This window comes from Chitinophagales bacterium, from assembly GCA_040877935.1.
Taxonomy (GTDB): domain Bacteria; phylum Bacteroidota; class Bacteroidia; order Chitinophagales; family CAIOSU01; genus JBBDNB01.
The window spans coordinates 1-23,392 of the sequence record JBBDNB010000063.1; the positions used below are offsets into that span (position 1 = coordinate 1).

Annotated in this window: 25 protein-coding genes and 1 pseudogene; 18 read left to right on the forward strand and 8 right to left on the reverse strand. The window is 39.0% G+C overall.

The genetic code is table 11. The annotated features are described in order from the left end of the window. Nucleotides 1-166: 166 nt before the first annotated feature. Nucleotides 167-5,500 carry a hypothetical protein gene (locus tag WD048_17330; protein ID MEX0813984.1) on the forward strand — a complete coding sequence of 1,778 codons (5,334 nt, stop codon included), beginning with the start codon at nt 167-169 and terminating at the stop codon, nt 5,498-5,500. Nucleotides 5,501-5,507: 7 nt separating this feature from the next. On the opposite strand, the gene WD048_17335 is transcribed toward WD048_17330, so the two are convergent. From WD048_17335 to WD048_17370, 8 genes are all read right to left on the reverse strand, one after another. Next, nucleotides 5,508-6,035: a shikimate kinase gene (locus tag WD048_17335; protein MEX0813985.1), complete on the reverse strand. Its 528-nt coding sequence runs from the start codon at nt 6,033-6,035 to the stop codon at nt 5,508-5,510. Between the two features lie 42 nt (nt 6,036-6,077). Next, nucleotides 6,078-7,163, reverse strand: a complete 1,086-nt coding sequence (locus WD048_17340) for an alanine/ornithine racemase family PLP-dependent enzyme (GenBank protein MEX0813986.1) — start codon at nt 7,161-7,163, stop codon at nt 6,078-6,080. 145 nt (nt 7,164-7,308) lie between these two features. Further along, nucleotides 7,309-8,457 carry an alanine racemase gene (gene alr / locus WD048_17345; protein MEX0813987.1) on the reverse strand — a complete coding sequence of 383 codons (1,149 nt, stop codon included), beginning with the start codon at nt 8,455-8,457 and terminating at the stop codon, nt 7,309-7,311. Continuing rightward, nucleotides 8,457-9,587 (reverse strand): amidohydrolase, encoded by a 1,131-nt coding sequence (locus WD048_17350; protein ID MEX0813988.1) that lies wholly within the window; start codon nt 9,585-9,587, stop codon nt 8,457-8,459. The genes alr and WD048_17350 overlap by 1 nt, the downstream gene beginning before the upstream one ends. A gap of 3 nt (nt 9,588-9,590) precedes the next feature. Beyond that, entirely contained in the window at nt 9,591-10,070 is a 480-nt protein-coding gene (locus WD048_17355) for a GNAT family N-acetyltransferase (protein MEX0813989.1), read from the reverse strand. Between the two features lie 4 nt (nt 10,071-10,074). After that, a complete protein-coding gene (locus WD048_17360; protein ID MEX0813990.1) occupies nt 10,075-11,508 on the reverse strand; it encodes a sodium:solute symporter family protein in 1,434 nt (477 codons plus the stop codon). 262 nt (nt 11,509-11,770) lie between these two features. After that, nucleotides 11,771-12,547, reverse strand: a complete 777-nt coding sequence (locus tag WD048_17365; GenBank protein ID MEX0813991.1) for a CDP-alcohol phosphatidyltransferase family protein — start codon at nt 12,545-12,547, stop codon at nt 11,771-11,773. Beyond that, nucleotides 12,547-13,836 (reverse strand): aminopeptidase P N-terminal domain-containing protein, encoded by a 1,290-nt coding sequence (locus tag WD048_17370; protein ID MEX0813992.1) that lies wholly within the window; start codon nt 13,834-13,836, stop codon nt 12,547-12,549. The genes WD048_17365 and WD048_17370 overlap by 1 nt, the downstream gene beginning before the upstream one ends. Nucleotides 13,837-14,000: 164 nt before the next feature. Here WD048_17370 and rpsL point away from each other — a divergent pair, with 164 nt between their 5' ends. The 17 genes and pseudogenes from rpsL (at nt 14,001) to rplE (ending at nt 23,390) form a co-directional block, all read left to right on the forward strand. Continuing rightward, nucleotides 14,001-14,381 carry a 30S ribosomal protein S12 gene (gene rpsL, locus WD048_17375; protein ID MEX0813993.1) on the forward strand — a complete coding sequence of 127 codons (381 nt, stop codon included), beginning with the start codon at nt 14,001-14,003 and terminating at the stop codon, nt 14,379-14,381. A 9-nt stretch (nt 14,382-14,390) separates the two neighbouring features. After that, nucleotides 14,391-14,864: a 30S ribosomal protein S7 gene (rpsG, locus tag WD048_17380; protein ID MEX0813994.1), complete on the forward strand. Its 474-nt coding sequence runs from the start codon at nt 14,391-14,393 to the stop codon at nt 14,862-14,864. Nucleotides 14,865-14,882: 18 nt separating this feature from the next. Beyond that, nucleotides 14,883-17,018: an elongation factor G gene (gene fusA, locus WD048_17385; GenBank protein ID MEX0813995.1), complete on the forward strand. Its 2,136-nt coding sequence runs from the start codon at nt 14,883-14,885 to the stop codon at nt 17,016-17,018. A gap of 23 nt (nt 17,019-17,041) precedes the next feature. Continuing rightward, nucleotides 17,042-17,347 (forward strand): 30S ribosomal protein S10, encoded by a 306-nt coding sequence (rpsJ, locus tag WD048_17390; protein MEX0813996.1) that lies wholly within the window; start codon nt 17,042-17,044, stop codon nt 17,345-17,347. Nucleotides 17,348-17,352: 5 nt separating this feature from the next. Further along, on the forward strand, nt 17,353-17,970 hold the full coding sequence (gene rplC / locus WD048_17395) for a 50S ribosomal protein L3 (protein MEX0813997.1): 618 nt from the start codon (nt 17,353-17,355) through the stop codon (nt 17,968-17,970). Between the two features lies 1 nt (nt 17,971). Next, nucleotides 17,972-18,610, forward strand: a complete 639-nt coding sequence (gene rplD, locus WD048_17400) for a 50S ribosomal protein L4 (protein ID MEX0813998.1) — start codon at nt 17,972-17,974, stop codon at nt 18,608-18,610. Next, a complete protein-coding gene (gene rplW / locus WD048_17405) occupies nt 18,607-18,900 on the forward strand; it encodes a 50S ribosomal protein L23 (GenBank protein MEX0813999.1) in 294 nt (97 codons plus the stop codon). The genes rplD and rplW overlap by 4 nt, the downstream gene beginning before the upstream one ends. Before the next feature lie 9 nt (nt 18,901-18,909). Next, nucleotides 18,910-19,734 carry a 50S ribosomal protein L2 gene (gene rplB, locus WD048_17410; protein ID MEX0814000.1) on the forward strand — a complete coding sequence of 275 codons (825 nt, stop codon included), beginning with the start codon at nt 18,910-18,912 and terminating at the stop codon, nt 19,732-19,734. 7 nt (nt 19,735-19,741) lie between these two features. Continuing rightward, entirely contained in the window at nt 19,742-20,011 is a 270-nt protein-coding gene (rpsS, locus tag WD048_17415) for a 30S ribosomal protein S19 (protein ID MEX0814001.1), read from the forward strand. A gap of 7 nt (nt 20,012-20,018) precedes the next feature. Continuing rightward, nucleotides 20,019-20,348: pseudogene (gene rplV / locus WD048_17420) on the forward strand (50S ribosomal protein L22). A 102-nt stretch (nt 20,349-20,450) separates the two neighbouring features. Next, nucleotides 20,451-21,164 (forward strand): 30S ribosomal protein S3, encoded by a 714-nt coding sequence (gene rpsC, locus WD048_17425; GenBank protein ID MEX0814002.1) that lies wholly within the window; start codon nt 20,451-20,453, stop codon nt 21,162-21,164. Between the two features lie 29 nt (nt 21,165-21,193). Further along, nucleotides 21,194-21,616: a 50S ribosomal protein L16 gene (rplP, locus tag WD048_17430; GenBank protein MEX0814003.1), complete on the forward strand. Its 423-nt coding sequence runs from the start codon at nt 21,194-21,196 to the stop codon at nt 21,614-21,616. A 17-nt stretch (nt 21,617-21,633) separates the two neighbouring features. Then, complete coding sequence (gene rpmC, locus WD048_17435; GenBank protein ID MEX0814004.1) at nt 21,634-21,843, forward strand: 50S ribosomal protein L29; 210 nt, start codon at nt 21,634-21,636, stop codon at nt 21,841-21,843. Nucleotides 21,844-21,851: 8 nt separating this feature from the next. Continuing rightward, the gene (rpsQ, locus tag WD048_17440) at nt 21,852-22,109 is read left to right on the forward strand and encodes a 30S ribosomal protein S17 (protein MEX0814005.1); all 258 of its coding nucleotides are present in this window, start codon (nt 21,852-21,854) and stop codon (nt 22,107-22,109) included. Between the two features lies 1 nt (nt 22,110). Continuing rightward, nucleotides 22,111-22,479 (forward strand): 50S ribosomal protein L14, encoded by a 369-nt coding sequence (rplN, locus tag WD048_17445; protein MEX0814006.1) that lies wholly within the window; start codon nt 22,111-22,113, stop codon nt 22,477-22,479. A gap of 12 nt (nt 22,480-22,491) precedes the next feature. Further along, entirely contained in the window at nt 22,492-22,842 is a 351-nt protein-coding gene (gene rplX / locus WD048_17450) for a 50S ribosomal protein L24 (protein MEX0814007.1), read from the forward strand. Beyond that, nucleotides 22,842-23,390, forward strand: a complete 549-nt coding sequence (gene rplE / locus WD048_17455; protein ID MEX0814008.1) for a 50S ribosomal protein L5 — start codon at nt 22,842-22,844, stop codon at nt 23,388-23,390. Before rplX ends, rplE begins: the two co-directional genes overlap by 1 nt. The last annotated feature ends 2 nt before the right edge of the window (nt 23,391-23,392 follow it).

Sequence of the window (23,392 nt, forward strand, 5' to 3'; positions counted from 1 at the left end):
CCTAAAGCTGTCTACAAAATACAATTTCAGGCTATGTATTTCTGTTGAATTTCACGAAAAAATAAGTAATGCTTTACTTTTTGATAAAAAATTACTACATTCAGCATGTAATATTGTTTTGTTTATTGACAAAATAAAAATTATTTTTAGATGATAAATTTCACCTATGAAAAAATTCTACCTACCCTTTCTACTTATTGTAATTGCGCTTACCGGTCTGAATCTTGACATTCAAGCTCAATGCTACAGCGATGACCCTTCGCTTTATGATATTGACGGTAGTCTTTTCGTCAACCCAAGTGGGTGCGGTAGTGCCACTGTAGAGATACCTCCCACAATGTGTATCCGAATTACAGTGCCTCCTCAAGGTGCCTATTACGATTTTACATACTACGAAGAAAGCTATGATGGGGGAGATCCAGTTTCTGGGGGTTTTTGTATCGATGATGGTTCTGGTCAAACCTATTTTTCTGGCTTACTGCCTACACCAGGAAAATATATTGACTTCAGCAGCGATTTATTATGCATAAAACCCAACAGAAATTTTAACCGGAATTGGAGTAATAATATTACGTCAGCCGTGCTTACCTATAATAAAACTCAACCAACAGGAGGTACAGTAACTGCTAATCCTACTTCATCCTGTGAAGGTGGCGATGTTGTTTTCACAGCTTCGGGATTTAATTATGGTTTTTTTAAACAATTTCAATATAGATGGAATGGGACAGGAAGTTGGAATAACTGGTCTACTAATAGCCCTCACACCTGGGAGTCACACAATACTTCCGGCAATTCCCTGCAAGTTAGAGCCGTTATTGATAACGATGGATGTATAGCTTACTCTTCTCCTGTAACACATTATATTTATGATGACCCAACTGTTACGGTAAGCGGAAATGACCACTCTGTATGTCTTGGGCATACAGGCAGCTTTACAGCAAATGGCAGTGGAGGTATAGGTGCTACTGAAAGCTATCAGTGGATTAGAAGAGTAAATGGTGGTTCTGTGGTTAACTTAGGAACCAGTGCTACACAAAACATCACTTTTAATAGTACTGGTACCTGGGAAATAGCTGTTTTTTATGAAACAAGCGGGGAAGGCTGCGATGGTATTGTATCCCCAACCAGAACTATTACAGTTGTAGGCGACCCAGCTGAATTAAGTGATGCTGTTTTTTCTACATCAAGCATTTGTACCGGTGGAAATACCTCTGTAAACTCCGAACTGACAGGTGGTACCGGAACAGAAACACCTGACTGGCAGTATTTTAACGGCAGTAATTGGGTGAATATCAGTAATGGTACACCCGCTGAGTTCTCATACACTGGTCTTAATACTTCTACTTTATCAATTACTACTACCGGTAATGTAGCCTTAGGCAATTATGATTTCAGAAGAAAATTAAATTCAACAGTAGGATGCAATACTACAAGTAATTATGCCACTTTAACTATTGTAGCCGATCCTTCTATATCTATATTAGGTCAGGGTACTACTGAATGTGTAGATGCAACTAGTGGAACTACATTGTATGTAAACACTAATACTGGCGGAGGAGGAAGCTGTAGCATTCAGTGGCAGAAGAGTACTATAGGTTCAGGTGCCGGTTTCAGCAATGTTCCCGGAGCTACAAGTACATCTCTTGCTACCGGTGCTATTACCCAGGATTCCTGGTATCGGGTTCAAAGGAGCTGTACTGGCAGCGGTTGTACAAATGCAGTTTCAGGAGTAATTGAATTATCCCCAGCACCTGGTTTGCCTGCTGTTTTAGACACAACTTTTGGTTGTGGGAATACTACAATAAATATTTCTCCAGACCCTGACTATGCCAATACAGCCAGGGTATATTCTGACCAAAGTTTAAGTAATTTATTATATACTGGTGTTGCTTACCAGACAGATGTATCTGGAGATTATTACATAACCTCTTACAATTCAAATTCAGGTTGTGAAAGTAGTGACTCAGCTGTTTATCTCAGTTCCTCACCAGCTTTTGCTACAAGTTTCATAAAAAGTTCAGTAAATAATCCACATGGCTATGATGTGATTTGTCACGATGGAGACAATGCTTTTATTCAATACATGGAGCCTTCTGATTATGATCAGTATTTATACAACTGGTCAAATGGTGAAGCTGGTATAGGCTTATATTTTCTATATCCATTGTCTCCCGGACAATATTCTGTTACAGTTTCAGACACCTCTGGAAATTGTTCTGTTGTAGATAATTTTGAGATTACTGAACCACCTGCTATTACATTTGATCCTCCTGTGATTGATGAAATTGACTGTTATGGAGGCACAGGCTCAATCAGTGTTAATGCAAATAATGTATATGGTGATTTATACGGAGGTAGTGTCACTTATATTTGGAGTAATGGAAACACGGGCTCCACACAAAGCGGATTATTAGCAGGAGGATATACTGTAACCGTTCAAGATGATTGGTATGGTAACAGGTGTACAGCATCTACTTCTTATACACTATCCCAACCAGACTCAATAAAACTATCTCTTATTACTTCATATCCATGTAATACTTCCGGATTGTACGATCAGGGTGTTGTTACTATACTTGCAGATGGTGGAACTCCGCCCTATGAATACAAAAAAGGAACGAGTGGAACATATTCTTCCACAAATGTTTATGGTAACCTGCTCGACAACACTTCATACACTTTTTATGTACGAGATGCCAATGGATGTGAAAAATCACAAACAGTAGATATAGACTTCCCCTTACAAGGAGAAGCACTTGGGGTATGTGAATTTGTTTATGTAAGTGCCACCGGTGAAGGCCCGCTCGGAACATTAGAGTGCCCTACTGATCTAATCACAGGGATAAATATTGCTGAAGCAAGTTCAAACAGAAAAAGAATTCTTTTACTTGCCGGAAATTATACAATTACAGAAACAGTTGAAATCCCCAATAATGTAAGTCTGGATGGTTCTTTTGAAAATATGGGAGATTACTGGAGAAAAAACACAGGACTTACAAGCACTTTAAACATTAATCCCCCTGAAGAAACAGCTCAAACAGATATTGCCCATAAGATGGGTATAAAAGCACATAACATAAGCAATTTCTCTATTAAAGATTTAACTGTAAATGTTAGTGGCGTATCAAACAATAGCAGAACCAGTAATGGATATGGCAAATCAGTATATGGTCTTCATATCTCGGGCGCAAGTGATTATACAATAACCCGTGTAGAAGTAAATACAGGAAATGCTTCAAGTGGAGCAAATGGAGCTCCGGGAGTTTCTCAAGGACAGTCAACAAATGGAAATAGAGGTGAAAATGGTGGTACTTGCTGGGACTTATTTGGTTGTACAGCCAATGGTGGTAGTGGTGGAAATGGTGGAGGATCAGGCTTCTTCGGTAAAGGAGGCAATGGGGGTAAAGGTGGTTATGGCAAAATGTGGAGTGGGAATAATAGCAGTGGAAGTCCGGGCGGTACTCCAACCGGAGGATCACCTGGAGCTCCGGGCGGACTTGGATCATCAATTCCCGGTTCAGGACTTCCTTCAACAGGAGGCGGACCAGGAGGTGATGGTGGAAGTGCCGGGGCATCAGGCTCCGGAACAAGTGGATACGATGAGCTTTTTGGAGGTAGTTGTGATTATCCTAATAGTCAACCTAATGTTGTAAATGGAACAGCAGGAACTTCCGGCACAGACGGAGGCAAAGGAGATAATGGATTTGATGGAAATTTTGTAGGAAACTACTTCTTCCCCGGTTCTGAAGGTGGCCGCGGTGGCCAGGGAGGCCAGGGCGGTGGCGGTGGAGGTGCCGGTGGAGGTGGCGGCCAAGGATCCACCTTTGGTGAAGCCAGTGGTGGCGGTGGCGGTGGCGGTGGCGGCCAGGGCGGCTTTGGTGCCTTTGGCGGCTACGGAGGTAAAGGCGGTGGTTCATCCATCGGCATTTACCTAAACAATAGCAACTCGGGACAGAATATTTCCCATATAGAAGTAAATCCCGGAAATCCAGGATCAGGTGGTGTTGGTGGCCCTGGGGGTACTGGGGGAGAAGGTGGTTCTGGCGGTGTCAGAGGTAGTGGAAACTGCGAAGCAAAAGATGGTGGCTATGGCGGAAAAGGCGGAGACGGTGGCAATGGCGGCTATGGTGGTGATGGAAAAACCGGTTTTGCTTATGAAGTATATACCGTTGGTTCGGGTAATTCAACCGGTACAACAATACCTTCTAGAACTGTAACCGTATATCAAAATCAAGGATGTGAGAATTCAGAAGTACTGCTTACCAGATCAGGTACAGGTAACTGGGATTTCCTTGGAAATGCAGGTTTTGTGAATAATGAAACTGCAGGATCAAGCACATACAGCAATTCTGATGATACAGTAAAAGTAACCTACACAAGTACCGGAAAATACAATGTTCAAATAGGTACTGATATTTACAGCGAGCTGGTAGAAATTTCCGGATCAAGAAGCTTGCCTGAAATAGACATAGATACCATTCCTGATAATACTGAAATATGTACTCAAAATGCTGAAACACCAACAGAGTTAATATTCGAAACTTCTTCAGCTCTTGAGTATAGGTGGTCAGTTCAAAGATTGATTTCAGGAACTCCTCAGGATCCACCTGTGTTGACATCCGATCAAAAATCAACTCCTGCTTACCAACCAAGTCAGGTTGGACATTATCAGGTTAAATTGAGTGTCTTAGATGAATGTTGTGGTTGGTCTATTCCGGTTTACAGAACTTTTGAAGTTAAAGAAGAACCATCTACACCCGGGTTTATTAATAACCCGGCTACTCCAGTTTGTGAATATTCCTATGGTGTACCCTATCAAGTAGCACCTATTTCAGGAGTAAATGATTACATATGGACAATTCCTCAGGGAGCAAACATAGTAAGTGGTGATGGCACAGATTCCATAACTGTTGATTTTGATATTTATGGTGGAGACATTTCTGTTCAAGCAGCTAATGGCTGCGGTAGTTCTACCGTAACAAGCCATACTGTTGCTACAAATGCCTCACCTTTTGTTGAGATTGAAGGAGATTTTGTACTATGTAATGAAGACACAACAGTACTTACAGCGATAGCAAGCAGGGGAACAGAAAACTATTCATACGAATGGAGTACTGGCTCAACTGATTCTTTCTTAATTGTTGTTTCAGATACTAACGCTTATAATACTGCTACTTATAGCGTAACTGTTAGCGATGGATCAGATTGTAATCATTTTGACGTAGTTAATATTATTTTCACTTATCCTACAACATATGTATGGACAGGTGCCGTTAGCGAAGACTGGCACAATCCAGGTAACTGGAACTGCAAAGTACCAGACAAGACAACCAATGTAATCATTCCTGATGTTACATTAGGTTCTGGCAATTACCCTACTGTTTATGAAAATGGAGTGAACATGAGTGATGGTACAGGTTATTGTAAAACAATTCAAATAAATGATGCTGCAAGCTTAACCATTAAAAATGCAGCTACATTAAAAGTAAGCGAGCCATAATAATTCTCTATTCATTAAAATCTGCCCAAGCTTCAAGGAGTTTGGGCAGATTTTTTTTAGGTGGTGTTTGACCAATATTTATTACTATATCTGCCTGCTCGAAAAATATTTTTCGATTCTCATATATTGATTTAAGGTGATTATCAAATTCCTGTGGGGTTTTGCCTTGAAGCAAAGGACGTTTTGTTTTGCTTTTATTCAAGCGATCTGAAATGACCTTAAGTGAAGTACGTATATATATACTAAAAGCGTGTTGCTTAATTAGACTCATATTATCATAGAAAACAGGAGTACCACCTCCCAGTGCAATAACTGCGGGTGTGGTTTTTAAAAGTGCTGCTAATACATCGCGTTCTTTTTGCCTGAAAAAATCTTCGCCCTGATTTTTAAATATTTCAGGTATGCTTTGTCCGCTTATTTTTTCTATTTCTTTATCCAGATCATAAAATGGCAGCTGCAATTCTTTAGACAATTGCCTTCCCAATGTAGTCTTGCCCACACCGGGCATTCCCATTAGGCAAATGTGTTTATTCATCGGGTTTAATGCTTGAGGTATCTATATTATAACAAAATAGATTTAATCAATGTCTTCCTTAACCATATATTTATCGATATAGTCTGAGTTAAAGAGTCTGAGTGCGCCCATATATTTTAATCGGAAAGATATCAGATCCCCCACTTTATAATTGGATTCGTTTTCTCCGATATCAATAACAAGCATATCAGAGCTAGCTCCTACCAATTCAATATTTGAATCATCAGGAAGTATAAAATCAGGTGCCATATCCAACAATCCGAGATCTAGGATTGCCCTATAAGAAGTCTTCCCGTAATCCGACTCATCGATTTCATGCCTTTCGCCTGAGGGATTTTCTTCTAATGTACCCATAGGTACTTTGGGTTTTTCTGTGATTTCAATGATTTCAGCAAATAGTTTGAAAACATCTTGCTCCATACCTTCTATTGGTTCATCTGTTACCAGGTCATTTCCGAAAAAAAGTGTTTCTCCTACTCTATAATGATTGATTCCAGCAGGCAATTGTTTCTTCAGAAGCATTGGAATAACTACTGAAGTCCCTCCTGTCACCCAATTGATCTTTTTTTGAAATTTAGCTTCAATCAGTTGTTCGTATAAGCTCAATTGGATCAGCTTATCAGGTGAGGGCATTACACCGTACAGGCAATTCAGATTAGTGCCAATGCCCGTTACTTCAATATTGGGCAGCTCAAAAATTGACTGGTAAAAATCCATTAAATGATCCCCCATAATTCCTTCACGCAAATCCCCCATTTCGATCATAATAATCACCTTATGGGTTTTGTTTTGCCGTTTGGCTTCTTCTGATAATAATTTTATGGTTCTGTATTCTGTATTAAAACTGGCATCTGCATAGCGAACCAAATCCTCTACACTTCGTTTTGCAGGGGGTTTAATATAAACGGTTTGCACAGAAGAATCCAGCTTTTTCACTGTTTTCAAATTACTGATACGTGCATCGCATATCTCTTTAATCCCGAGATTGATTACTTCCTGAATATAGTCTTCATTGCCGCACAATAATTTTGTGACAGCTGCCCACTCTATATTATTCTCTTTAAAAAGCGTATTGAGAAAACTATAATTTTTCCTCAATTTGTTTCTATACATTTTTACAAATGCCATAATCTGTCTTTTATTTAAACCAAATCATATATCGGTTTGGTAATCATTTTTTTTGAAAGCAGTTAAAACTCATTTTTCAAATTTACAAATAAATAATAACTGTATTATTTTAACAGGAAAACCAAAGGTGAAATTCACAGTTGATTTATTCTAATATTCTAGGAATATCGCTGGGGAGTCGGGTTAGCAATTCATAATTCACCTGAGCACTGATCTCAGAAAATGAAGCAATACTGATCGTTTGATTGCCCTGCTCACCAATTAATACAACCTCATCTCCTACTTTTAAATTTTCAAGATCATTTACATTCAATGCCAAACAATTCATATTCACCATACCAATAACAGGAACCCGCTGTCCGCCAACCAGTGCACGCCCCTGATTGCTCAGGCTGCGCGTAAATCCATGTGCATAGCCAATAGGTACAATCGCTATGGTCATGTCTTTAAGTGCCAAATAAGAAGATCCATAACCAACGTATTCTCCCATATCTACTTTTTTAAACGACATGATTGTGGATTTCCAGGAAAGCAATCTTTTAAGTGGGCTTTCTTTGAATTTTTTATCCTTCAGGTACTCAATAAATATTTCTTTGCTTGGCCACAAGCCAAACTGCATAATACCTATACGCACAAGATCAAGGTGCATTTCAGGAAAGCGAACAGCTGCGGCACTACAGCATGTATGATGAAACTCAGGTTTTAACCCTGCTGACTCCGCTATACTTTTAAATTCATAGAAACACCTTTTTTGCTCAGTAATGCGCACAAAATTTGCGATGTTCTCAGCTCCTGCAAAATGTGTGCACAAGCCTTGAAAGTATAGATATTCTTTTTGCTTTTTTAAAATATCAAGGGCAATATCAAACTCATGTACTTCAAGCCCAGTACGATTCATTCCTGTTTCTACTTCCAAATGAATCAAGGCTTTCTTATTCAGCATTTTGGCAATTTCCAATGTTTTGTTGAGGCGCTCAATACTGAAAATATAAAACGAGACCCCTTCTTCGATAGCCCAATAAAGTGCTTCATCACTCATATAGCCCATAATCATAACATCGGCCATATCTTGTGTGATCATCTTTACGCGATAAGCTTCATCTGCATTATAAACTGAAAAATGATTCACATCATTCTCCAATGCAAGCGCTACAAAAGCTTCCAACCCATGCCCATATGCATTTCCCTTTACAACAGAAGAGAAACGCACATTTTTATCAATCAGGCTTCTAATAAATTTTAAATTGTGCGCCAATGCGTCTTTATCTATAGATATAATTGAAGAACTAAACATTAGCTTTGGATTGTTTTCCTTATTTCGTTAAAAAGACTCGCTCCGGTTTCAATCAATTCATCCGGAAAATCATAATCGGGATTGTGCAGGGCAGGCATATCTTCACCAGCGCCCAAGCCAAACATTGCTCCTTTAAAATTTTGTGTAAATAAGCCAAAATCCTCTCCCCATTTAAAAGGATATTCACGGTGGTGATATTCCAAGTCCAATTTCTCAATGGCTTCGCAAATATAATCCACTGCATCGTAATTATTTTCAGTAGAGGCAAATACTTCCGCCCATTCATACTCAAGCTCTACTTCCGCATTCTTACATGCTTTTTCAACATATTTCAGTAAATCATTTCCCAATTTATTCATAGCCTGCTGTTTCCAGGCACGCAAAGTTAAATGCAATTCACCGTATCCGGCTGAAATACCATAAGCCAAATCTCCCAAATTGGCATAAACGGGAGTGATCAACTGAAATTCATCAGACATAGGGTCGTTGTGGGTCAGTTTACTGGATTTTTTAATGATGTCGGCTATCACCATAGCGGGATTGATGCCGTTTTCCGGTTCTGCTGCATGGGCAGTTATTCCATGAAATTTTAGCACCAAAGTTTTTACTGCCGCTGTAAAACCTCTTTTTCTTACAATAACCTGACGAAAGGGAAACCCCGGTAAATTGTGCAGTGCAAAAATAAAATCGGGATAGTATCTTTTGAATTCCTCTGATTCCATCACCGCTTTTGCTCCCAGCCCATTTTCCTCTGCCGGCTGAAAAATCAACATCACTTTTCCAGTCTGGGGTTTTTCTTTTTGAAGCTTTAGTGCCAATCCACAAAGAATAGTACTGTGTCCATCGTGTCCACACATATGAGAAACACCTTCTACCTGAGAGTGGTAATGAAAATCATTGCATTCCTGAATGGGCAAGGCGTCCAATTCGGCTCTGAATAGAATATTTTTCCCTTCATTACCAGAATCGAAAATGGCCAAAAGTGCTGTGCCTGCAAATTCTACAAATTCAGCATCGGTATGGGTTTCCAGGAAAGATTTTATTTTTTTTCGCGTTTGGGTTTCGTGGCACGAAATTTCAGGAAAGGCATGTAGGCTATGCCTCAGCTCTATCAATTTATCCTGAGACATTGCTTATTTCTTTTGGTAGCGCATTTCCAAATATTTATTGGTAAAGCCCATCTTTTCATAAAGAAATTTCGCAGGATTATCAGGCTCTACATGTAGTGCTACTGCACCTTTTGCACGTCTCAGAGCTGTTTCCATAAGGCGTTTGCCAATTCCCTGTCCACGATAATCAGAATTTACAGCGATATACACTAAAATATTCTCAGGTATATATCCACTCATTCCAGTTTCGTTAATCACCACTACTCCAATGATTTCATCATCATCCAAACCCAATACAATAAATCCACCTTTCATTTCATGCTTTTTAAAAGCATAATTTACAGCTCTTAAAATATCTTCTTTCTTATCACCATATTGATCTAAGTGATCATAAAGAAATTGAGCTATCTTGTTATTAGTGTAGAGTATGTCAGTTCCCGTAAAGGAATCGAGCACTTTTTCTTTGTAGTTTACTTTTTTGGTCATTTTTTCAGTTGAATTCATTTTATCAATTTACTAATTTTTCAGGAATTAATTTATAAACAAGAGCGAAGATTAATGCAGAAGCTGAAATCCCGAAGATATTGGGATCAAGCTCCAAGGGTAAATCTACTCCACTCACCTGTAAAGCCAGCGTTGTGCCACCACCTACAAGCATTGCTGCCAATGCGGCATTGGAATTGTTCTTTTTTAATATCAATACAGAAAGAACAGGCACAAGTAAGCCCGAAACCATAAAGGCATAGGACATCAGCATAAGCTCCAGCACATTGGTCATTGTTGCGGCCAGAATTAAAGCCAGGGTTCCAATTGCAAGTGTAACCCATTGCGACAAACGCAATAAACGCTCTTCTTTAATAGGCATAATTTTAGCCATCAGGTCTGAAACAAAATTACCGGAGGAAGCCATCAAACAACTATCGGCAGTAGAAAGTATGGCCGAAAAATAGGCCGCCATCATAATGCCGGTAAGCCCTGGTGGCAAAATAGTCCTCAACAATAAGGGCAGTCCCATCTCTGCATCTATATTATCAATGTTTGTGTAGCCTAAATGTTCAAATAAACCTATGTCTAATGCAACGCGAGCAAACATCCCGAGTGTTACACCCATAAATGCCATCAATGGCCATTCAAAAACACCTGCTATATACCAGGCTTTTTGTGCATCTTTCACACTTCTACACGCATATATACGCTGATACAAAGTCATGCCCACAAACCAAATGGGAATAATGGTCACCGCCCAATTGACCAATTGCGACCAACTCACATTCGTAATGCTCAACAATTCCGGCTGTACAGATTGTCTGATAACATGAATGCCGCCCAGTTCGAAATAAGAGAGCGGAATGCCTATAAAAATCAAACCGCCCAATAATATAGCCCACTGAATGGAATCCGTGAAAATAACGGCTTTCAATCCGCCCATCACCGTATAGACTACCGCAATCACACCCATTACCACAAGCGCATATTTCAACTCTAATGCGGGAAAAGTAGCTGTGGCCAATTTTGCTCCTGCCAACAATTGTGAACTGGTGAATCCCAAGTAACCGATACCTGAAATAATTCCTGCAGCCAATGCCACACGGTGGTCAAAGAAATGATTGAATATTTCAGGAAAAGTTCTCAGCTTGCCTTCAGCACCGAGTTTATAAATCCTGGGGATTAAAAAAACCGCACTGAGCCAGGCTCCTATTAAGCCAGTAAAAAGCATCCATGAGCCTGCAATGCCCATAACAAAGCCCAAACCTCCAAGCCCAATCGAAAACCCTCCTCCTACATCTGTAGCAACTACAGAAATACCCACATGCCATTTGCTCATGTTGCGGCCTCCTACATAATAATCATCAGCATCTTTGTTCTTACGCAGGAAATAGTAACCAATTCCGAGCATTCCCACCAAGTAAACAATAAATATGATGATATCAATGGGATGCATTAGCCTTCTGTTTTATTTTCTTTCGAAAAATTAAGAAGCAATATATACAGGGTATTTTCAGGTTTTGTATAGCAGATACTGAGGCTCTTTTTGGATCAATTCATTGTATTGCAAAGATAAGGGCTAAAAGTTAATTACAAAAAAGTAAGGAAAGTACTATTTATTGTATTATGATGCAATGTGTTTTTAAATAATAAGCAGCATGTATAAATATCAATTCTGAATTTATCATCTGTGATTGGCTAAAAACCAAGCTTCCCCGTTATTGCTTAACCACTCCCCTACTAAAAACCTTATAATGCAACAAGGACATCAAAACATACAGAAGTAAAATAAGCGGAACTGCTACAAAACCAATTGTAGCAAGCAATAGCAAACTAATAATCAGAAAACTAATTTTCAGCTCATTACCCTTCCAGCTAAACCCTTCAAATTTTAAAGCAAAGAGCGGTAAGTCCAACACCATCAATACTGAAAGAAAAATACTCAGAGCAATTATAATTTGTGGTTGAAAAAAAAGTACCGTCATATCGTATTGGAACCTTTCATACAACCAACTAAGCAGCCAGTTCTGGTCAGAATAATGTATACTCAAAGGGATTGAAATCCAAAAAAGCGCATGCGCAGGACTTGCAAGTCCATAAAAACAATGGCTCTGTCTGTCGTCATGATTGAATTTAGCAAGTCGGAAAGCTGTAAACATTACCGCAATAAATGGAATGTATTGCAAATAGAGCCACGGATCAAACTCTTCAGCAAATTCACCCAAACTGATAAGCAATAATTTATGTGCTAAAAATGCAGGAGCCAATCCAAAAGTAATCATATCAGCTAATGAATCCAGGTCTTTACCAACAGGAGAATTCACCTTCAATGCCCGTGCAGCAAGCCCATCAAAAAAATCAAAAAAAGCCCCAAGTGCTATAAAATAGGCTCCAACTAATAGTTTTCCATTGGCTATATACAATACAGCAAGTGCTCCGCTGAATGCATTGAGCAAAGTTATTGCATTGGGAATAAATCTGATCACTGCAGTCATCAACTGTTCATTAAATGCTCAATTTCTTCAACTTCGCGCGGAATATCCCCCATCAGATCAACCGGATCACCATCTGTTACCAAAATATCATTTTCTATACGGACACCGATATTTTCCTTGGGAATATAAATGCCAGGCTCACAGGTAAATACCATTCCAGGCTTCATCACCTCGTACCTATTGCCAATATCGTGCACATCCAACCCCATATAGTGAGCTGTTCCGTGAGGAAAATACTTTTTATAAGCAGGCACATCAGGATTTTGCTCATCTATATCCTTCTGGCTGAGCAAACCCAGTTGAACCAACTCTTTTTCCATTATCAGGCCTACCTCTTTATTATAGTCATTTAGAGTAATTCCCGGACGCAGCATTGATGTTGCTTCTTTCATTACCCGCAATGTGGCATTATAAACATCCTTTTGCCTGTCGGTAAATTTACCGTTTACAGGAATAGTCCGGGTCATATCAGATGCGTAATTGGCATATTCACAGCCAAAGTCCATCAATAACAGATCACCATCCTTACACGCTTTATTATTGTCATTATAATGCAAAATACAAGCCGCCTCTCCAGAAGCTACAATTGGATGATAGGCATAGCCAGTTGCACGATTGCATAAAAACTCATGTAAAATTTCTGCTTCTACTTCATATTCCATCACTCCCGGCTTCATAAATTTAAGCACACGTTCAAAAGCATTACCCGTAATTTCACATGCTTTGGAAAGCAACCCAACTTCAATTTCAGATTTAATACATCGTAAATTGCCCACAATTGGTGCAATACGTTCGTATTTGTGCAGGGGAAATCTGGCTTTTACTTTATTTGCAAATCTCAAATCTTTATAGGGTACTTCAGTAGCTGCCCTGTCATTTTCATTCAAGTTTAAATACAAATGCTCAGCAAAAGGAACCAACATATTAAATATAGCATCAAAATCATCATTCCAGATAACTGTTTTAATACCGGAATATTCCTTAGCCTTTTCTTTAGTAAACTTTTCACCTTCCCATACCTTAATCTTTTCATTTGTCTCTTTAATAAAGAGTACTTCGCGGTATTTTTCCACTGGTGCATCGGGAAACAATAATAAAATCGTATCTTCCTGATCTATGCCAGAGAGATAAAAAAGGTCGGAATTCTGTCTAAACTTATATGTATTATCTCCATTGCGCGGCATTATGTCGTTTGAGTGTAATACAGCCAGGGATTTACTTTTCAACTGATTTCTAAAGTTATTCCGGTTGTTTACAAAAAGTCCAGACTTTATTTTAGGATACTTCACTATACTTGTTTATCAGGGTTTAAAAAATACTCGAAATCCTTTTGTATAAAGCATTTCAAAGTGCAAAAGTAAATTTATTCAGCTAAGGAAAAAAATTTAAAATTGTTTTGTTAATCTCTCTAAATAATTCTACCTTTGCCACTCCAAAATTCAAAATGTAACGAATGCCTACTATTCAACAATTAGTAAGAAAAGGAAGAAAAAGCATCAAGACAACTAGTAAGTCGAGAGCTCTAAATTCCTGCCCTCAAAGAAGGGGAGTATGTACAAGGGTTTACACCACTACTCCTAAAAAACCGAACTCTGCACTTAGAAAAGTGGCTAAAGTTCGTTTGACAAACAGTATAGAGATAATAGCCTATATACCGGGAGAAGGACACAACCTTCAGGAACACTCTATCGTGTTGATTCGCGGTGGAAGGGTGAAAGATCTGCCAGGTGTGCGTTATCATATTGTAAGAGGAGCTTTGGATACTTCAGGTGTTCAGGACAGAAAGCAAAGTAGATCAAAATACGGCACTAAAAGGCCAAAAGATAAAAAATAAGCGTCAGCAATGAGAAAGACAGCAGCCAAGAAAAAAGCAACAGCACCTGATTCCAGATACAACGATCCTCTGGTAACAAGGTTTGTAAACAATTTGATGTACAGCGGCAAAAAAAGCCTGGCATTTCAAATATTTTACGATGCTATGGATATCGTAGATGAACAAGCAGCAGAGGGCGATAACGGTTATGAATTGTGGAAAAAAGCACTCAATAATATAATGCCGGGTGTTGAAGTAAAAAGCAGAAGGATAGGTGGTTCTACTTTTCAAATCCCTGCTGAAATCAGGGCCGACCGAAAAATATCGGTAGGAATCAGCTGGTTGATTAAGTACTCCCGGGCAAGAAAAGGAAAATCAATGGCTGAAAAACTCGCTGCTGAAGTTATGGCCGCATCTAAAGGTGAAGGTGCCGCAGTCAAGAAAAAAGAAGACACACACAGAATGGCCGATGCAAATAAAGCATTTGCTCATTTTAGAGTATAAAAAAGAGGAATTAGTACAATGGCAAGAGATTTAAAATTTACGAGAAACATAGGAATTGCTGCACATATTGATGCGGGAAAGACCACCACTACAGAAAGAATACTTTTCTATACAGGTCTTTCACACAAAATAGGTGAGGTGCATGATGGAGCTGCCACTATGGACTGGATGGCACAGGAACAGGAAAGAGGAATTACAATCACATCTGCTGCTACTACTACTTTTTGGAAATTTCCAACAAAGCAAGGAAAGCCTACAGATGAAACAAAAGAGTATAAAGTTAATATCATTGACACTCCCGGACACGTTGACTTTACAGTTGAAGTAGAGCGTTCTTTAAGAGTATTAGACGGAATGGTTGCGCTTTTCTGTGCAGTAAGTGGTGTAGAGCCTCAATCAGAAACTGTTTGGAAACAAGCCAACCGATACAAAGTACCAAGAATTGGCTTTGTGAATAAAATGGACCGCGCTGGAGCAAACTTCCTTGAAGTAGTAAAACAAGTAGAAGAAATGCTTGGTGCAAACCCGGTTCCGCTTCAATTACCTATTGGTGCCGAAGATTCTTTCCGTGGTGTTGTAGATTTAATAACTAACCAGGCAGTTGTTTGGGACGATACCACCCAGGGAATGACTTTCGATGTGATCGATATTCCCGAAGACATGAAAGAGCAAGTTGCAGAATATCGCGCGAAGCTTGTTGAATCAGTAGCAGAATATGATGATGCACTTCTGGAGAAATTTTTCGAAGACCCGGATTCAATTACTGACGAAGAAATGATTGCTGCAATCAGAGAGGCAACAATTGACATGTCTATAATTCCAATGTTATGTGGCTCTGCTTTCAAAAACAAAGGTGTTCAGGCAATGTTGGATTCTGTAATCCGCTACCTCCCTGCTCCAAGTGATATTGAAGCAATTGATGGCGTTAATCCAGACACAGGTGAAGCTGAGCAAAGAAAACCAAATGCAAAAGAACCTTTTTCAGCATTGGCTTTCAAAATTATGACAGATCCATTCGTAGGACGTCTTGCATTCTTTAGAGCTTATTCAGGCAGATTAGATGCAGGTTCTTACGTATTGAATAACAGAACAGGTAAGAAAGAACGTATTTCCAGGATTCTTCAAATGCATTCTAACAAACAAAACCCCATCGATTTTATCGAAGCCGGTGATATAGGTGCAGCAGTTGGTTTTAAAGACATCAAAACAGGTGATACACTTACCGATGAAAAAAATCCTATTACACTTGAAAGTATGGACTTCCCTGAACCTGTAATCGGGCTTGCTATAGAAGCAAAAACACAAGCTGACCTGGACAAGCTGGGAATGGGACTTGCTAAGTTAATTGAAGAAGACCCTTCTTTAAGAGCAGAATACGATGAAGAAACAGGTCAAACCATTTTAAAAGGAATGGGCGAGTTGCACTTAGAGATTATATGCGACAGACTCAGAAGGGAATTTAAAGTAGAAGTAAACCAAGGTGCGCCTCAGGTAGCTTATAAAGAAGCTGTTAGCAAAACCATCAATCACCGTGAAATTTACAAAAAACAAAGTGGTGGTCGTGGTAAATTTGCAGATATGACACTTGAGTTTGGTCCTAGAACAGACGATAAAACAGGTTTAGAATTCATCAATGCCATAGTGGGTGGTAACATTCCGAAAGAATTTATCCCGGCTATAGAAAAAGGAATGAAAGAAGCTATGAAAACAGGTTCACTTGCAGGATACCCTGTTGACAACCTGAGAGTAAGAGTTTATGACGGTTCATACCACGATGTGGATTCAGATAATGCAGCTTTTGAACTGTGTGCGAAAGCAGCATTTAGAAATGCATCTAAATTATCTGGCCCGGTATTACTTGAGCCGATCATGAAATTAGAAGTACTTTCTCCCGAAGAGTATACTGGTGAAATAGTTGGGGATTTGAACCGAAGAAGAGGTCAAATGGAATCAATGGCACTTAAAGGGAAAGACCAGGTAATAAAAGCCAAAGTTCCGCTTTCAGAGATGTTTGGATATGTAACACAATTAAGAACCATTTCGTCTGGTAGAGCAACTTCAATTATGGAGTTCAATCACTATGCTCCGGTTCCTAATAATGTACAGGAGAAAGTTGTAGCAAATTCAAAAGGAAAAATTCAGGTAGAAGAATAGGCAAAGCTTATAATAAAGTAATTATGACTCAGAGAATTAGAATAAAATTAAAATCTTACGACCATAATCTGGTAGACAAATCTTCGGAGAAGATTGTAAAAACAGTAAGAACTTCCGGAGCCGTTGTTACCGGGCCTATAGCTCTGCCAACGGAAAAGAAAATATACACCGTGTTGAGCTCTCCTCACGTTAACAAAAAGGCAAGAGATCAATATCAGCTGTGTACGCACAAAAGGTTGATGGATATTTATAGCTCCACTTCAAAGACAATTGATGCTTTGATGAAACTGGAATTACCAAGTGGAGTAGACGTAGAAATTAAAGTATAATAGTGATGAAAGCACTAATTGGCAAAAAAATAGGTATGACCGGCATCTTTGATGATGAAGGTAACCAAACACCTTGTACGGTTGTTGAAGCTGGCCCTTGTGTTATTACACAAGTGAAAACTGAAGATACAGACGGCTACAATGCTGTGCAACTTGGTTATGGTGATCGTAAAGAAAAAAACACACCAAACCCATTAATGGGACATTTCAAAAAATCAGGAACAACTCCTAAACATAAACTGGTTGAAATCAAAAACTTTGATTTTGATAAAAAATTAGGTGATGAAGTTGGTATTGAAATATTTTCTGAAGGAGAAAAAGTCAATGTAGTTGGCACATCCAAAGGAAAAGGCTTTCAGGGTGTAGTAAAACGTCACAACTTTGCTGGAGTCGGAATGGCTACACACGGCCAACATAACAGGTTAAGAGCTCCAGGTTCTATTGGCGGTGCCTCCTACCCTGCTCGCGTTTTCAAAGGAATGAGAATGGGCGGCCGTACAGGTGGCGATCGTATTATGACTGAAAAACTTTCTATCATAAAGATTATACCAGAGAAGAATTATTTGCTCATTAAAGGAGCTATTCCCGGTGCTAAGGGGTCATACGTAATAATTCAGAAGTAACATGAAACTCAAAGTATTCAATAAAGAAGGGAAAGAAACTTCCAAAGAACTAGAACTCACTACTGATGTATTTGGTCTGGAGCCAAACGATCACGTGCTTTATCTTGATGTAAAACAACATCTTGCAGCGAAGAGAAGTGGTACACATAAAACCAAAGAAAGGGGAGAAGTAAAAGGTTCTACACGAAAAATAAAGAAACAGAAAGGAACAGGAACTGCCAGGGCAGGTGATATCAAAAATCCTATTTTCAGAGGTGGAGGTAGAATCTTTGGTCCCAGGCCCAGAAAGTACGGTTTCAAGATCAATAAAAAAGTAAGAAGCCTTGCTCGTAAATTAGCCTTGTCCTACAAAGTACAAGACAAACGCTTAATAGTGGTTGAAGACTTCAGCTATGATACTCCAAAAACAAAAGAATTTTCAAAATTTCTTGAAGGATTGGGAATCAATGGAAAAAGCAGTTTGATACTTTTAAATGAAGTTGACAAGAACTTCTTCCTATCAAGCAGAAATTTACCTAAAACTGAAGTACTTACTGCAAACAGGTTCAATGCTTATGAAGTTTTAAAAGCACAATATCTAATTGTAAATGAAAGCGGTGTAAAGGCTATTGAAGAATCCTTTAAAAATGATAAATCATGAGCCAGGTACTTATAAAACCCGTTATTACAGAAAAAACAACTGCTCTGGGTGAAAAACTCAACAGTTATACTTTTGCTGTGGATCGCGATGCTAACAAAATTCAGATCAAAAGTGAAGTAGAAAAATTGTACGGAGTTTCCGTAGAATCAGTAAACACTTCTGTAGTTCCGCGAAAATTAAAATCCCGTTTTACCAAAAAAGGAGTAAATAAAGGATTTAAAGGTGGTTACAAAAAAGCTATTGTAACAGTAGCCGATGGAGACGAAATTGATTTTTACAGTAATATCTAATCAGGAATAATGGCAATCAAAAAATTCAAACCGGTAACTCCCGGCACACGACATAGATTGGGAAACTCCTTCGCTGAAATTACCAGCGATAAACCCGAGAAAAGTCTGCTCGTTTCTATCTCTAAAACAGGAGGAAGAAACAGCAAGGGCCGCATGACAATGCGCTACCGGGGAGGTGGACATAAAAGGCGCTATAGACTTATCGATTTCAAAAGAGACAAAGACAATGTGCCAGCAAAAGTACACTCTGTTGAATACGATCCGAACAGAACTGCATTCATTGCATTATTGCATTATGTTGATGGAGAAAAACGATATATAATTGCTCCACAAGGATTAAAACCCGGAGATGAAGTTATATCAGGAACAAAAGCAACGCCAAGCACCGGACACTGCATGCCACTTGGACAAATGCCACTTGGTACTGTAATTCACAATATCGAATTACAACCTGGAAAAGGTGCTGCTATAGCAAGAAGTGCCGGATCTAATGCACAACTGGATGCAAAAGATGGAAAATATGCCATCATTAAAATGCCTTCAGGCGAAACCAGAATGGTACTTTTAACTTGTAAAGCTACAGTAGGTTCAGTTTCCAATGCAGACCATAGTTTAGAAGTTAAAGGTAAAGCAGGTAAAAGTAGATGGAGCGGTAGAAGACCAAGAGTAAGAGGAGTTGCAATGAACCCTGTAGATCACCCCATGGGCGGTGGTGAAGGAAAAGCTTCAGGTGGGCACCCAAGATCGAGAAAAGGACTTGCAGCCAAAGGCTTGAAAACCAGAAATAAGAAAAAAGCTTCAAACAGGCTGATCATTAAAAGAAGAAAAAAATAAGCAGTAAATGGCTAGATCACTAAAAAAAGGACCCTACATTGACCCTTCACTAATGAAGAAAGTAGATAAGCTTAACGACAGTGGAAAGAAAACCGTTGTTAAAACCTGGTCAAGACGTTCTATGATAACACCGGACTTTGTCGGACACACAGTTGCCATTCACAATGGAAATAAGTTCATCCCGGTTTTTGTAACTGAGAATATGGTAGGTCATAAATTAGGTGAATTTTCACCAACAAGAAATTTCAGGGGACATTCCTCTAAAAAATTAAAATAAATAAGCAATGGAAGCAATTGCAAAATTAAACAACTGTCCAACAGCTCCTCGTAAAATGAGGCTGGTTGTGGATATGATCAGAGGCTTAGATGTTGAACATGCTTTGAATATACTCAAATACAGTCCAAAAGAAGCATCCGGAAGAGTAGAAAAACTCTTGCTTTCTGCCATCAACAACTGGGAACAGAAAAATGAAGGACTTTCTGCAGATGACAGTGATTTGTTTGTAGCTGAGGTATTTGTAACTCAGGGCAGAACATTGAAAAGATTCAGACCTGCCCCTATGGGACGAGCGCACAGAATCAGAAAAAGATCAAACCACGTATTTATAAAAGTGGACAGCAAAATAATTGCAGCTCCACAAAATGAAGAAGTGGCGACTGAAGAAGTTGAAAACACAACAGAAAATAACGAAGCTAATACGAATAAAAAACAATAAATGGGTCAGAAAACAAATCCGATAAGCAACAGGTTAGGAATCATCAGAGGTTGGGATTCCAACTGGTTTGGTGGAAACGATTATTCCGACAAATTAGTGGAAGATTTCAAAATCAGGGAATACCTGCACGCCAGAATTCAAAAAGGCGGTATTTCCAAAATTGTGATCGAAAGAACACTGAAGAGATTAACCATCACCATACATACTTCTCGTCCGGGAATTATAATCGGTAAAGGAGGAAGTGAAGTTGATCGATTGAAAGAAGAAATTAAAAAGATTACTAAGAAAGATGTTCAGGTAAACATTCACGAAATTCGCAGACCTGAAATAGATGCCAATATTGTTGCTGAAACTGTAGCCAAGCAATTGGAAGCGCGTATCAACTTTAAAAGAGCAACCAAAATGTCCATTGCAGCAGCAATGAGAATGGGCGCAGAAGGAATTAAAATTCGTGTTGCAGGAAGATTAAACGGTGCAGAGATGGCTCGTACAGAAGAATATAAAGAAGGAAGAACTCCATTACACACATTCAGAGCAGATATAGATTACGCACTGAAAGAAGCCAATACCATTTATGGAAAAATTGGCGTGAAAGTCTGGATTTGTAAAGGAGAAGTATTTGGAAAAAGAGATTTGAGCCCCAATATAGGAAAACCAGATGCAAAAGGACCAAAAGGAAAAGGGCCAAAAAGATTTCAAAAGAAAACAAGATAGTCAGAGCGATTGATTAAAGCTTAAGAGAGATGTTACAACCAAAAAGAACAAAATTCAGAAAACAGCAAAAGGGCAAAATTAAAGGCAATGCCCAACGCGGAGCAAGTATAGCTTATGGCTCATTTGGGCTCAAAGCTTTAGAGGAAGCCTGGATCACCAATCGTCAGATTGAAGCAGCGCGTATTGCTGTAAACCGCTTCATGAAAAGAGAAGGACAGGTTTGGATTCGAATATTCCCCGATAAGCCTACTACCAGTAAGCCTGCAGAGGTGAGAATGGGTAAAGGTAAGGGAGCTCCCGAAGGTTGGGTTGCAGTTATTCGCCCCGGACGTATGTTATTTGAAGCAGATGGTGTACCTTTGCAAATCGCTCAGGAAGCCCTGCGACTTGCAGCTCAAAAATTGCCAATAAAAACAAAATTTGTAGTGCGTCCTGATTACGCTGGTAATTAAGATTTAAATTACGGAAAATGATATCTAAATTAAAAAAACAAGACATTAGAGACTTTACAACAGATGAGCTAAAAGCCAAAGTTGTTCAGTTCAAAGGGGAATTGCAAAAAATGCATTTCAATCACGCGGTTTCAGAAATAGACAACCCTCTGGATCTACGTTGGTTAAGACGCGATGTTGCCCGCTTGTTAACAGAAATTAAGGCCAGGGAAATGGCTGAAAATTAATTCAAAAAATGGAAGAAAGAAGGCTAAGAAAACAAAGAGTTGGTTTAGTGACCAGCAATAAAATGGATAAATCCATTGCCGTAATGGTAGAGCGTAAAGAGCGTCACCCACTTTATGGAAAATTTGTAAAAAAATCCAAAAAGTTTATCGCTCATGACGAGAAAAATGATTGCAACGAAGGCGATCTGGTAAAAATCATAGAAACAAGACCCCTGAGCAAAAGCAAAAGGTGGAGATTAGTAGAAATTTTAGAAAGAGCTAAATAAAATGATCCAACAAGAATCAAGACTCAAAATTGCTGACAACAGCGGTGCACGTGAGGTACTTTGCATAAAAGTACTGGGCGGTTCTAAAAGACGCTATGCAAGTATTGGCGATCAGATCATCGTCAGTATCAAGGATGCTATTCCTTCAGGCAATGTGAAAAAAGGCCAGGTCTCAAAAGCAGTGATTATTAGAACTACCAAATCATTGAAAAGAAATGATGGTTCTTATATCAAATTTGACGACAATGCAGCCGTATTGCTAACCAACAACGATGAACTCAGAGGAACAAGAATTTTCGGACCAGTAGCTCGTGAATTGAGGGATTTCAATTACATGAAGATTGTTTCACTTGCTCCTGAAGTACTTTAATAATTATCAACCATGAGTAGAAGACCAGAAAAAATTAAAAGATTTAAACCAAAATATCGCATCAAAAAAGGCGACATGGTTCAAGTCATTACAGGTGAGGATAAAGGCAAAACCGGAAAAGTTTTGACAATTGTCACAGATAAAGGGAGGGCTTTTGTAGAAGGCGTGAACATTATCAGCAGACATACAAAGCCAAGTGCCTCAAATCCCAATGGTGGAATCATTAAAAAAGAAGCACCCGTACATATTTCAAACCTGATGTTACTTGATCCCAAATCGGGAGAAGCAACAAAAGTTGGAAGAAAATTACAGGATGGCAAAATTGTTAGATACGCTAAAAAATCCGGGGAGGTTATAAACTAATGAGTTATTTACCAAGATTACAGAAAACATACCATGATGAAGTTAAGCCACAACTTCTGGAAGAGTTCAAATACTCTTCTAGCATGGAAATACCCAAGTTGATGAAAATAGTAATCAACAAAGGGGTGAATGGCGCTACCCAGGATAAAAAACTGGTAGATATTGCCGTAGATGAATTGACAACAATTACCGGGCAAAAAGCAGTGCCAACAATCGCTAAAAAATCCATCTCCAATTTCAAATTGCGTGAAGGAATGCCGATTGGAGCAAAAGTTACCCTCAGAGGAATTAAAATGTACGAATTTCTCGACCGTTTGATTGCTGTAGCATTGCCACGCGTAAGAGATTTTAGAGGCATTAGTGCAAAAGCTTTTGACGGAAGAGGCAATTACACATTAGGTGTTACAGAACAAATTATCTTTCCCGAGATAAACATTGATAAAGTAAGCCGTATTACCGGAATGGATATCACTTTGGTAACTAATGCGCAAAATGATACAGAAGCAAAAGCCTTATTAACAAAATTGGGAATGCCCTTTAAAAAATAAAT